Raw genomic sequence first — 12,052 nt, forward strand, 5'->3', positions numbered from 1 at the left:
CGCCATGAAACTGACCCGCATATCCCTCTGGCAGGTGCTACTGACCGCGCATGAGACCTATTACATGGCCGACGGCAAAACCTGCGACGAGACCATCTCGGTCATCGTCCGGCTCGACACCAATACCGGCCTGCAAGGCTGGGGCGAGGTTTGTTCGATCCCGCATTACCTGCCCGCCTACGCCCAAGGGGTCATCCCGGCGATCACCGAGATGGCGCCGGTGTTGCTGGGCGCCGATCCCGTGGGCCCCGAAACGCTGATGGAGCGGCTGGATCATCATCTGCAAGGTCACGTTTATGCCAAATCCGCTCTCGACATCGCGCTATGGGATCTGACCGGTAAAGCAGCCAATCTCCCACTCTACACCTTGCTCGGCGGGCGCGCAGTGGCGGACATGCCGCTTTATCATTCGATCACCTGCGTCACCCCGGACGAGATGGCACGCATGGCCAAAGACGCTCAGGTACAGGGCATGCGCCAGTTTCAGGTCAAGCTGGGTGCAGATGATGACTGGCAGGCCGATGTCGCTCGCCTGACAAAAGTGCGCGAAGCCCTAGGGCCCGGCCCGCTGGTCTATGGCGACTGGAACTGCGGCGCGGACAGATTGACCGCAACCCGCGTGGGCCGTGCCGTGGCGCACCTGGATGTGATGCTTGAACAGCCCTGCGCCACGATCGACGAATGCGCTGCCGTGCGCGCCGCGACGGGCCTGCCGGTGAAACTTGATGAAAACGCTTTTGACATCCCCACGCTGCTTGAGGGCCACGCCAAAGGCTGCATGGATGCAGTCGCCCTGAAACTGTCGAAATTCGGCGGGCTTTCCGCAACCAGACGCGCCCGCGATCTCTGCCTGACGCTCGGCACGCAGATGTGCGTCGAGTGCACCTGGGGCAGCGATATCGTCACCGCCGCAATCCTGCATCTGGCCGCCGCGACCCCGGCGCGTGGTTTGATGAATACCTGTGATCTCAACCATTACGTTACACCTCACCTTGCGCCCGATTGCCCCACCCGGCAAATTGGCCGCATTGCCCCACCCGACGGCCCCGGCCTCGGCATCACCCCTGATCCGGATATCCTCAGACAACCTGATCTGGTTCTCGACTAGGAGGTAACAGCCATGCTCAAGACCCGTACCCAGGACGAATGGATCGCCCGCGCGCAGGAGGTTCTCCCCGCAGGTGGCCTCGGCAACTTCGACCCCGGCATTTTCATCCGCGAGGGTAAAGGCGCCCGCGTCTGGGACGAGGATGGCAACGAATATATCGACTACCTGATCGGCTCGGGCCCGATGCTATTAGGCCACGGCCACCCCGAGGTGCAGGAGGCTGTGTTCGAACAACTGCCCCGCGGCATGACGTTCTTCGCCAACAACGCACCCGCGATTGAGCTGGCCGAGGAGATTTGCCGCGCCGTACCCTGCGCCGAGCAGATTCGCTACGTCTCCTCGGGCGGCGAGGCTGATATGTACGCTATCCGGCTGGCGCGCGCCTTTACCGGCCGCGACAAGATCGTGAAATTCGAAGGCGGCTACCACGGCATGTCCGCGGAGGCGCAGATGAGCCTCGCGCCCACGCGGCTGGCCAATTTTCCGCAAGCGGTGCCCGACAGCGCCGGTATCCCGCAATCAGTGGCCGCCGAAATGCTGATCGCGCCATTCAACGATCCTGACTACATCCGCTCATTGCTCGCTGAATGGGGCGATCAGGTAGCGGGCATCATCGTCGAGCCGCTGCAGCGCATCATCCCGCCCGCCCCCGGTTTCCTGCAGCTTCTGCGCGACGAGGCCGACAAATACGGCATCGTGCTGATCTACGATGAAGTCGTCACCGGTTTCCGATTTTCCTATGGCGGCGCGCAGGAGCTTTACGGTGTCGCCCCCGACATCTGTACCCTGGGCAAGATCATCGGCGGGGGGTTCCCGCTGGCAGCCATCGCCGGGCGCACCGACATCATGGCGCATTTCGACAAGGCAGCGGTGGGTGCCGATAATTGGCTGATGCAGCTGGGCACCCTGTCGGGCAATCCGGTGGCGGCCGTTGCGGGCCTAAAGACGATGGAAATCCTGCGCCGGGACGGCCAATATGACCGGCTTCGCGGGTTGGGTCAGCAGATCATGGCCATGGCGACCGAGGCGCTCGATGCCCATGCCATCCCGCATCGGATCGTCGGCGACCGCACGCTTTTCGAAATCGTGTTTACCGACAACGGCGTGACAAACTACCGCGACGTGCTGCACTCGGACATGGCGCGCACCGCGCGTTTCAACACGATATTGCGGCAGGAAGGGCTTTTTAAATCGGCCGGCAAGACCTATCCCTGCCTCGCCCTAAGTGATGAGGATCTGACCCAAACCCGAACCGCATACCAACGCGCGGCCCTGGCCATCGCCAGCTAGAATCAGGCCAGGGTGATCTGTGAAGGGTGCGGGGGCAGACCGTGGAATCACGGCAGGTATATACCTACCCTAAAGCATAGATACCACATATAGTGCGGGTTTTCAGGAATAAATTTTACCTGACAGGAAACACGACGCATGCTAACCTGTTTGCGACACGGCTCTTTTGCAATGAAAAGAGTCGAGTTAGTGGTAACATTGGTGTACCATCCGAACCACTGATGGACCAATACTAAACCAAAACGAAGGGGCCACGCGCAAAAAGAGCCCCGCAAAAAAGCAACTGTCCAAACGGGAGGACAACTGAATGGATACCGATATCGGTGCTTTGACGGTGATTTTCACCGAGTTCTATTACTGGGTGACTGTACCGCTCATGTTCCTGATCCATGTAGGCTTCTGCATGTATGAGGTTGGGGCAACCCGCCACAAAAACCACGTTCACACGCTGATGAAAAACACCATGCTCATCCCGCTGGTGACCGTGACCTTCTTCTTCTTCGGATGGTGGATCTACTTCGCCTTCCCCAATGGACCGGGCATCACCGGTGGCCTCACCCAATCCGACAACGCGGTTCCATGGGGCGAACTGATGGGTACCCATCTGGGCGGACCCGGCATCGCCAGCCAGGATCCGGTGATGGGCTATGGGGTCGAGCTGGGTAACAGCTTCTGGGCCCGCATCAACGGTGTGTTCTGGGCAGCCTTCCTGCTGTTCTCATGGACAGCGGCCTCGATCGTCTCGGGCGCCACTATTGAGCGTATCCGCCCCTCGGCCTTCTGGATTCTGGCCGTTGTCATCGGTTCGTTCACCTGGATCATTGACGCTGCTTGGGGCTGGCACCCCGATGGCTGGATGGTCACGCAGTTGGGCTATCACGATGCCTATGCATCGGGTGTGATCCATGCCATTGCCGGTGGCTTTGCGCTTGGTGTGGTTTGTGTGCTGGGGCCACGGATCGGCAAGTTCGCCCCCGACGGCACCCCGCGCAACATCAACCCGCATAACAAGTGGCTGGTGACCATCGGCCTCTTCCTGATCTATTGCGGCTTCTGGGGCTTTTATGTCGCCTGCAACGTGCCGATCATCGATCACGGTACTCTGGGCGGCGCCGAAGGCGTAGTGAACTTCACAGCGACCACCATCTACCTCACACCGACGACGCTTTCGGCCATCGTGTTCAACTTCCTGATGTCTCTGTCAGGCGGTCTGATCATGGGTTACATCGTGTCCAGGGGCGAGGCATTCTGGACCTATTCGGCTGGTCTTGCCGGGGTCATCACCGCGTCTGCAGGCAATGACCTCTACCATCCGTATCAGGCCATGCTCATCGGTGCGGTTGGCGCATATTGTGCCTACAAGCTGCACTTCTGGGTCGAGCGCAAGTTCAAGATCGACGATCCTGTTGGCGCGATTGCCGTACATGGTTATGCCGGTTTCATCGGCCTGATCATCTGTGGCTTCATGCTTTGGGGTCATCCGGCGACAGCGGCCTATCATGATCCGGCAGCGCATATCACCCCGTGGGGTCAGCTTGCGGGCGCGATCATCATGTTCGGTGTTCTGGGCTTCCTGCCTGCCTTCATCGTCTCGAAAATCCTTTCGGGCATGGGCATGCTGCGCGTGCCGCCAGCGGTCGAACTGGTTGGTCTCGACATGAGTGAAGAGATGGCAGAAGAAGCTGACGCAATTGCCATTTCTGAAGCTGACATCGCCGAGGCCAAGCGCCTTGGTCTGATAAGTTAAGGAGGACCACATATGTCAACGACACAAGTAGAAACCTGGGCCGGAGCCGACCTGTCGCAGATCGGTCCCATCTACCCGATGGTTGGGATGGAGTTCATTCTCTTCATCGTCTGCGTCCTCTTCTGGCTGGCCTTCCACTTCATGCAGGCCGGTATCGAGAAGAAAGAGATGGAGGCTGACGAGGCCGCCGCGAAGAGCCCCGAGCGATTAGCGAGGGTCTTTGCCGAGGAAGCCGCCGAATAGGCCGATCCTCAGACCGATCTCAAACGGCCCCTGCAAACGCGGGGGCCGTTTTTCGTGTGGATCTTCAACCAAGCGGCGAGTCCATTACGAGGTCTGAATTCTCTAAAGTGGATGACCCGACGACCAACAACAGCGCGGGTACGGCCTAGAAACCCGATGCATCGCAATGGTAAAGAGCGGCACCTCGCGTAGCGCTATTTCAGCAAAGAGGAAAGAGCTGCCGCAAACGGTCGCGGCCCCAAAAAAAGCAACGCGGACGTCAGGTTTGTCGTTGGGCTTTGTCCGTTTTTTATATCTCGACTTCGCCAATCAAGGCCGCCAACACGACCCGTCTACTGCGCAAGCAGTCGAGCATATCCAAACTCCACTTCGCCCGGAAGCCGCCAATCCAGCGCCAACGTCCACGTTGCTTTTTCCACTGCAAGAATAGATACATGGATATACGCGTTTTCAAGAAGTGGTCGCCTGAATGCTGACATATACCGTCCGACGACTGGTTCTGTCCGTTCCGACGCTGCTTTTTATTGCCCTGATGATTTTCCTGCTTCTGGAACTCGCGCCCGGGGACCCGATGGCGCAGGTGCCGCTGACCGTGCCGCCGGACGTCAAGCAACAGATGCGCGAGGCGCTTGGCCTGGGCGAGCCTACCCATATCCGCTTTGGCAAGTGGCTCTACCAGTTCTTCGTCGTCGAACCCTCGGTCTGGATGGACAACACATTCGGCACCGCGCTGTCGGACGGTAAACAGCGGGTGATCAGTTGGCAGACCCGTTCGCCGGTGATGGATATCGTGATCCAGCGCATGCCGCAAACGCTCTGGGTGGTGGCGATGTCCTATGTGGTGGGCATTCTGATCGCCCTGCCCATCGGCATTTATTCCGCCTACCGGCAATATTCGGTCTTCGATCAGGTCGGTACCTTCATCACCATGGTGGGCTATTCCGTCCCGCCGTTCTTTTCCGGCGTACTGGTGATCGTGATCTTCTCGGTCCAGCTGGGCTGGCTGCCGTCGATCTACGACACCACCCATCAGGTCGTGGATTGGGACAGCTTCGTCATACAGCTCAAACAGATGGTTATGCCGGTGATGGTGCTGGCGCTGCAGACCACCGCGCAGATCAGCCGCTTCATGCGCGCCTCGATGCTGGACAATCTGGGGCAGGATTACGTGCGCACAGCCCGCGCCAAGGGGTTGAGCGAAAGCGTGGTGGTGCTGGTGCATGTGCTGCGCAACTCGATGATCCCGGTGGTGACGGTGATTGCCCTAGGCGTGCCGCAGATCTTCGGCGGCGCGATCATTACCGAGCAGATTTTCAAGGTGAACGGGCTGGGCCAGCTGCTGATCACAGCGATTCAGGCCAACGATTTGCCGATGGTGCAGACCGTGACCTTCATGCTTGCCGTTCTGATCGTGCTGTTCAACATCATCGCCGATCTGCTCTATGGCCTGCTGGACCCGAGGATCCGCTATGACTGAGCCCCTGCCCTCCGCCGCCCCCCGCAGCCAGTGGCGCGATGTCTGGCACCAGTTCCGCGCCCATCGCGGCGCGCTGATCGGCATGGTGATCTTTCTGCTGATCATCGCCACGGTCTTTGCAGGCCCGCTGATCTGGACCATCGACCCCACCTTCATCGACATCCGGACGCGCAATCAGGGACCAAACTGGGCGCATCCCTTCGGCACCGACCAGCTGGGCCGCGACACGCTGGCGCGGATGATGGCAGGTGGACGCAGTTCGATCACCGTGGGGCTGACGGCGATGCTTCTGGCGCTGGTACTGGGCAGCCTCGTCGGTGTGATCGCTGGGTTCTTCCGATGGCTCGACGGGCCGCTGATGCGCCTGACCGATCTGTTCCTGTCGCTGCCGCTCTTGCCGCTCCTGCTGGTCATGGTCATGCTCTTCCGCGAGGCACTCAGCGCCACGTTCGGGCCCGAAACCGGCATCTTCATCCTGATCGTCGTCGCCATCGGCGTGACCAGCTGGATGCCCACCGCACGGATCGTGCGCGGCGACGTGCTGGCCCTGAAAGAGCGCGAATTTGTCCTCGCCGCCCGCTCCATCGGCACCTCGAACCTGAACCTGATCACCCGACACATTCTGCCCAACGTGATGTCCCCGATCATGGTGTCGGCCACGCTGGGCATCGCCAACGCGATCATCACCGAAAGCGCGCTCAGCTTCCTCGGCCTTGGCTTCCCGCCCGATTTCCCCACCTGGGGGCGGCTTCTAAACGATGCCACGGTGTATTTGCAGGACTACCCCGAGCGGGTGATCTGGCCCGGCCTTGCGATTTCGCTCACCGTGCTCAGCGTCAATTATATGGGCGACGGGCTGCGCGATGCGCTCGACCCGCGCATCCGCGGAAGGTAATCCCGGCGGCGCAAATCGAGTTGGCGCAGATCATCCACTAGTTTCGCCTGTGCGTCACAGTACCGTTGCAGATCGTCGCAACCGCGTGTGCCTCGGTTATCTTGTCCGGTGAAAGTGCTGTCAGATCGCGGCTCATGACCGCAACATCCGCCATCATACCCACCTTGAGCTTGCCCTTACTGTCTTCACGAAATTCGACCCAAGCGTTGTCAAGCGTGTAGCTGGCAAGGGTATTTGTCAGGCTCTGTGTTTGATCGACCCAGGGCGCCCCCAGATCAAGCGGCGCAATCGCCGATTTCACATTAAGCATCACGTCAACCGGAATGACCGGCCAGTCGGTTGCAAAAACCACGCGCGCGCCGGTCTCGCGTATCGTCTGCCAAGCAAAGGCACTTGGGATCTGATGGGGATGCAGCGACTCGTCCATTTGACTGGGACCAAAGATATGCCCGAATGGCGCATGGCCGGGCTGGATCGACGCCACAATGCCCAGCTTAGCGAGGCGGGGAATATCATCGGGATGCATGACCTCCAGATGCTCGATTCGGTGGCGGCTATCGCGTCGGCCATTTGCATCAATTGCCGCTTCATAGGCATCGATTGTCCTGCGCACCCCCGCGTCCCCGATCGCATGTACCGCGATCTGAAAGCCCAGACGATCGGCCTCGATACAGCAAGCCACCAGATGCTCTTGGGTGAACACCTCATCACCCGTGTTGCCACCGGCCCCCAACGCACCCGGGTAGGGTTCCAGCATCAGGGCTGTACCACTGTCGATCACGCCGTCGATGAACATTTTCACATGGCTGCACCGGACCATTTCGCCCTGGAACCGTTCGCGCATGGCCGGGGCCTCGTTGGTCATCCGCTCAAGCGCGTCGGTACCCTTCATGTGGAATGGCACATTGCAGCGGCATAGCAAGCGGCCTTCCTGCTCAAGCTCCGAGAGCAATTCCAGCTGATAGGTGTTGCCATCCATCAGATGCAGCCCGGTGATGCCTTGTTCGGCGCAGTGCTGCAGACCGCGGGCGATCACGTCCTTGTCCATCCGGCGCTGTTCGGGCGTGGCCGGCGGCATCGGGTCCTTGCCGGTGGTGAGGCCCAGCAATTCGCGCCCCGCGTAACGGGTGAGCGCCATAACAGGGCCGTAGGCACCCGGCTCCAGCAACTCACCGGATGCCAACCCATCCTCTCCCATCACGATTTCCGACCCAGCGTCGACCTCGCCACCTTGCAGCAACCCGGCAGCTTTGAGAGCGGCGGTATTGGCCCAGATCGTGTGATGGTCGGGAGCAAACATTGCCAGTGGGCGCTCCGGTAAAATCTGATCAAGATCGTGGCGCGTGAGTGTCTTGCCCGTGCCCAGAATGCCGTAATCAGCCATCACGCAGAACACCAACTCGTCATCCGGGTTCTTCGCCGCATAGGGGCGGATCAGGTCAATCATCGCCGCAAGGCCTTCGACACCATAAAGGCTCAGGCAATCAAGCTCGACCGAGCCGCCGAACAAATGCACATGGCTGTCGATGAAACCCGGCAGCACGGTTGCATTCTGCGCGTCGATCATCTGCGTATCTGAGCCTGCCATCGCAAACACGCTCTCGTCATCACCCACGGCGATGATGATGCCGTCGGCGATGGCAAGTGCTCTCGCTTCTGGCTGATCCTCGTCAAAAGTCATCAGGGCGCCGTTATGAACGATAATGTCGGGTGTCATGGCAACCTTTAAGCAGATGGGGTGCAGCCCTGCCCAGGCGGGTCTGCTGTTCCGCCATAATGATCCTACTTCTAAGCCCGCGTCCAGATCATGGACAGAAATCTTACGGCGGCTTCGGGCGATAAACTTCTGGCATAAAGCGACAAGGGAATTGAATATCGGTGCAGCGCCGATATCTCTACGGGGTGAACGAGGGATCGAATGTGACCAAAAAACAGCCGCAGCGCAACGGCGCCATGACCACACTGCGCCGTGGCATGACGCTGTTGACTGCACAAGACCGGCGCCGGGCCTTGCAGAGTGTGGCAGCGAGCCTTCTATCGGCGATCGTGTCGAGCCTGATGGTCTGGTCGGTGATCCCGTTCACCGAACTTTTGTCTGACCCTAACGCGGTAGACAACAACCGTTTTCTCGCTGCGCTTGACCGTCAATTGGATGAACCTGCGTCCTATTCGCTTCTGATCCTGGTCGGGGCAAGCTGCGCGTTACTCGCGCTTGGCGTCTTTTTGGCGCAGCTTCTACAGACCCGAACCGCGACCAGCTTCACCGCCGGGTTAAATCACCATCTTGGTCATCGGTTACTGGCCTGCTACCTCCACCAACCATACGAATTCTTCCTTGATCAGCACACCAGCGCGCTTTCAACCAACATCCTTTCGGAAACCGAAGCGGCAGTGGGCAATTTCTACCGGCCGATGATCCAGCTTGCCGCAGCTCTGCCGACCACCATCGCCGTGATCGCGGTCCTTGCGCTGATGAACGCGACGATAGTCGTTCTGCTGGGCGGCGGCGTGTTCGTGACTTATGGCGCGACCTATCTGGTCATGCGCCGCCGCGCCCGGCGGCTTGGACAGCAAAGAGCCGAGGCCAACCGCCGCCGGTTCCGCAATGCCAGTGAAAGCCTGCAAGGCGTCAAGGGCATCAAGATTCTAGGCCGGGAAGAAACCTATCTGGCGCGCTTTGAACATGCATCGCACGAGATGCGGGAAGCCGCCATCGCGTCGCAACTTCTCGCCAGCGTACCGGGCTTTGCATTGCGCGCTGCGGCACTTGTCGGGGGTGTTCTCTTTATACTGCTATATGTCCGCGAAAGCGATTTTCTGGCTGGCCAGGCGCTTGGCAATATCGGGCCCGCGCTTGGCGTGCTTGCGGTTGCGGCGCATCGGTTGATGCCCGAGGTGCAGCGTATCCTCGACAGCCTGATGCGGCTGCAATACGGCATCCCCGCGATGGAGCGGTTGCATGCTGACCTTGCCGACCTTGCCCCGATCACGCATGCAGACGATGGCGAGCGGATCAGACTCGCACGCGAGTTGACATTCGAGCACGTCTCCTACGCCTACCCCGGTGCCGATAGCCCCGGTTTGTCGGACATCAACCTGCGCATTCCTGCCGGTACAAAACTCGGGATCGTTGGCCGGTCCGGGGCGGGCAAGACAACGCTTGGCGATATCGCACTGGGGTTGCTCGCGACGAGTACGGGTCGGCTGCTGGTCGACGGCCATGCCGTAGACGATCAATCCCGGCGAGCGTGGCTGCGCAGCGTGGGGTCAGTGCCGCAGGACATCTTTCTTGCCGATGCCAGCGTGTCAGAGAACATCGCGCTCGGCCTGCCGCCGCAGGAAATCAACATGCACCGCGTACGCGAAAGTGCCCGGCGCGCGCAGATCGACAACTTCGTGACCGATACGCTGGCCGAGGGGTACGCCACCCACATCGGCGAGCGCGGCGTGCGCCTGTCCGGCGGTCAACGCCAACGTCTGGCGATTGCACGCGCCCTCTACCGTGACGCGGACCTGATCGTTTTCGACGAGGCGACGAACGCGCTCGACAGTCGCACCGAAGAAGAAGTTATGTCGGCGCTACGCGCGTTGCCTGAGGAAAAGACCGTCCTGATCATCGCCCATCGGCTGAGCACCCTTGATATCTGCGACCAGATCGTAGTTCTGGAAAACGGGCGTGTTGCTGGGTTTGGGACACGCGCGGAGCTTGAGCAAGACTGCCCTAGTTTTCGTAGCCTCACGACCTTCTGACGCCTCACCAAAAGGCGATCCGGGCGCCGCTGATACTATCTCAGGGCGCCCGGTCAGAGGTTGCTTCAGATGAGCTGTTGCTTAGTAGTCAACGTCGTTTTTGGACGCGATCAGCACGACTTCGGACACATCGGGCAACCCGCTCAGACGCTCGATCAGGCTGGAATGCGCGACGTCATCGCGCAACGCGATGTCGTAGGTCTGCATCAGGCTGTTGCCGTCACCCGAAGGTTCGATATGCAGCAGGTTCGAGCGACGGCAGAAATCCTTGATCGCTGACAGGAATGCGCTGCTGTCGCCGTTCTGATTGAAGCGGAACCGCAGGATGAACTCGCTTTTGTAGACCGATCCGAAATTCGTGGCTTTGAGCACGAAGATCAGCACGCTCAGGAAAAACGTACCGATACCGGCAAGGAAGTAGTTGCTGGTTCCTGCCGCCATGCCGAGGCAAAGCGCGGCGAAGACGTAGGATAGGTCCTTGGTGTCTTTCAACACCGTCCGGAAACGAATGATCGACATGGCACCTACAAGCGCAAAGGCCCGCGCCAGGCTGCCTCCGATCACCATCATCACGATCGCAACGATCAGGGTCACGAACACCAGGGTTTGGGTGAAGGATTGCGAATAGGACAGGCCCTTATGGGTGTGCTGATAGATGAAGGCGAGCCAGAAGCCGATACAGATGGCCAGAATGACGTTGACCGACATTTCCGTCACCGAATAGGTCAGCAGTTCGGTCGTGACGGGCGAGAGTACTTGTTCCATATTTAGCTCCAGATTTATTCTTCGTCATGCGCCATACCCAATACTTCCATTCCGGAGCAAATTTTGGATATCGAAACGCGTCTGAGTTGATGTGCCTGAATGACCCGGTGAAACCAGGACGGCAGATGGTGATGGAATTTGACTTCCATCACCGTGTAACCAGGTTTGATATGGCGCTCCTGCGCCACGTCTTCGGGGAAGATCTTGTTGGCCTTGAAGCAGGTGAGCTGTTCGTCAAAGGTCAGTCGAAAGCTTGAATCGTATCGGCTTACATAGGGCCGCCTTTTGTAGTCGATCAAGGCAATCGGCCTGATGCGGCGCTGAAAATACTCGTAGCTGAACTGATCCAGTACGTTGCTTCTGTCAGCCGTGTTGATGATGTTAGAGGACAGCCGGTCGCCGCTGCTGGCGATCCAGTCTCCTGCGGGGATCGCCGTTCGGTGTTTAAACACCAGGTTGTTGTGCCGCCCCTTTACCTCAAGAAAATATGGGGCGTCGCCCGTGGCATCGTCATTATAGGTCCGAACCCGGAACTTCTTGCGGGTATGAAGTCCGTCGATTTTGTCGTGAAACGCGCTATAGACCGCCGTATCGTAATACAGGCTTCGGACGCTGTATTTGTGATCCGGACGATCCCGCACAAACGGATCCAGTTCGAGAAAATACCGCAAATGCGCTTCGACATCATTGCGACGGCGCAGCGGCAGGACATATTTGAATTCAAACCTGGCGAAATGGAGCGGTGTCGTCAGGTTGCGGTCAATTTGCTTCAGCACG

General features: G+C 59.4%; 10 protein-coding genes. 7 read left to right on the forward strand and 3 right to left on the reverse strand.

The features are described from left to right. The first annotated feature begins 4 nt into the window (after window positions 1-4). The 6 genes from LC334_RS02145 (at window position 5) to LC334_RS02170 (ending at window position 6,760) form a co-directional block, all read left to right on the forward strand. Window positions 5-1,108 (forward strand): mandelate racemase/muconate lactonizing enzyme family protein, encoded by a 1,104-nt coding sequence (locus LC334_RS02145; RefSeq protein WP_085798567.1) that lies wholly within the window; start codon window positions 5-7, stop codon window positions 1,106-1,108. 12 nt (window positions 1,109-1,120) lie between these two features. Then, on the forward strand, window positions 1,121-2,398 hold the full coding sequence (locus LC334_RS02150; RefSeq protein ID WP_085798568.1) for an aspartate aminotransferase family protein: 1,278 nt from the start codon (window positions 1,121-1,123) through the stop codon (window positions 2,396-2,398). A 307-nt stretch (window positions 2,399-2,705) separates the two neighbouring features. Then, window positions 2,706-4,145 (forward strand): ammonium transporter, encoded by a 1,440-nt coding sequence (locus LC334_RS02155; protein WP_085798569.1) that lies wholly within the window; start codon window positions 2,706-2,708, stop codon window positions 4,143-4,145. Between the two features lie 12 nt (window positions 4,146-4,157). Continuing rightward, a complete protein-coding gene (locus tag LC334_RS02160) occupies window positions 4,158-4,388 on the forward strand; it encodes a hypothetical protein (protein WP_085798570.1) in 231 nt (76 codons plus the stop codon). Window positions 4,389-4,857: 469 nt separating this feature from the next. After that, on the forward strand, window positions 4,858-5,865 hold the full coding sequence (locus tag LC334_RS02165; protein ID WP_085798571.1) for an ABC transporter permease: 1,008 nt from the start codon (window positions 4,858-4,860) through the stop codon (window positions 5,863-5,865). Then, window positions 5,858-6,760, forward strand: a complete 903-nt coding sequence (locus LC334_RS02170) for an ABC transporter permease (protein ID WP_085798572.1) — start codon at window positions 5,858-5,860, stop codon at window positions 6,758-6,760. Before LC334_RS02165 ends, LC334_RS02170 begins: the two co-directional genes overlap by 8 nt. A gap of 37 nt (window positions 6,761-6,797) precedes the next feature. Here LC334_RS02170 and LC334_RS02175 read toward each other — a convergent pair whose 3' ends face one another. Then, on the reverse strand, window positions 6,798-8,477 hold the full coding sequence (locus tag LC334_RS02175) for an amidohydrolase (RefSeq protein WP_085798573.1): 1,680 nt from the start codon (window positions 8,475-8,477) through the stop codon (window positions 6,798-6,800). Between the two features lie 236 nt (window positions 8,478-8,713). Here LC334_RS02175 and LC334_RS02180 point away from each other — a divergent pair, with 236 nt between their 5' ends. Continuing rightward, a complete protein-coding gene (locus LC334_RS02180; RefSeq protein WP_223412845.1) occupies window positions 8,714-10,510 on the forward strand; it encodes an ABC transporter ATP-binding protein in 1,797 nt (598 codons plus the stop codon). Window positions 10,511-10,591: 81 nt separating this feature from the next. On the opposite strand, the gene LC334_RS02185 is transcribed toward LC334_RS02180, so the two are convergent. Together LC334_RS02185 and LC334_RS02190 are read right to left on the reverse strand one after the other, a co-directional pair. Beyond that, complete coding sequence (locus tag LC334_RS02185; protein WP_085798575.1) at window positions 10,592-11,275, reverse strand: DUF4956 domain-containing protein; 684 nt, start codon at window positions 11,273-11,275, stop codon at window positions 10,592-10,594. Window positions 11,276-11,289: 14 nt separating this feature from the next. Then, window positions 11,290-12,051, reverse strand: a complete 762-nt coding sequence (locus LC334_RS02190; protein ID WP_176237597.1) for a polyphosphate polymerase domain-containing protein — start codon at window positions 12,049-12,051, stop codon at window positions 11,290-11,292. Window position 12,052: the final 1 nt, after the last annotated feature.

This window comes from Roseovarius aestuarii (genome assembly GCF_019966515.1).
Classification (GTDB): domain Bacteria; phylum Pseudomonadota; class Alphaproteobacteria; order Rhodobacterales; family Rhodobacteraceae; genus Roseovarius; species Roseovarius aestuarii.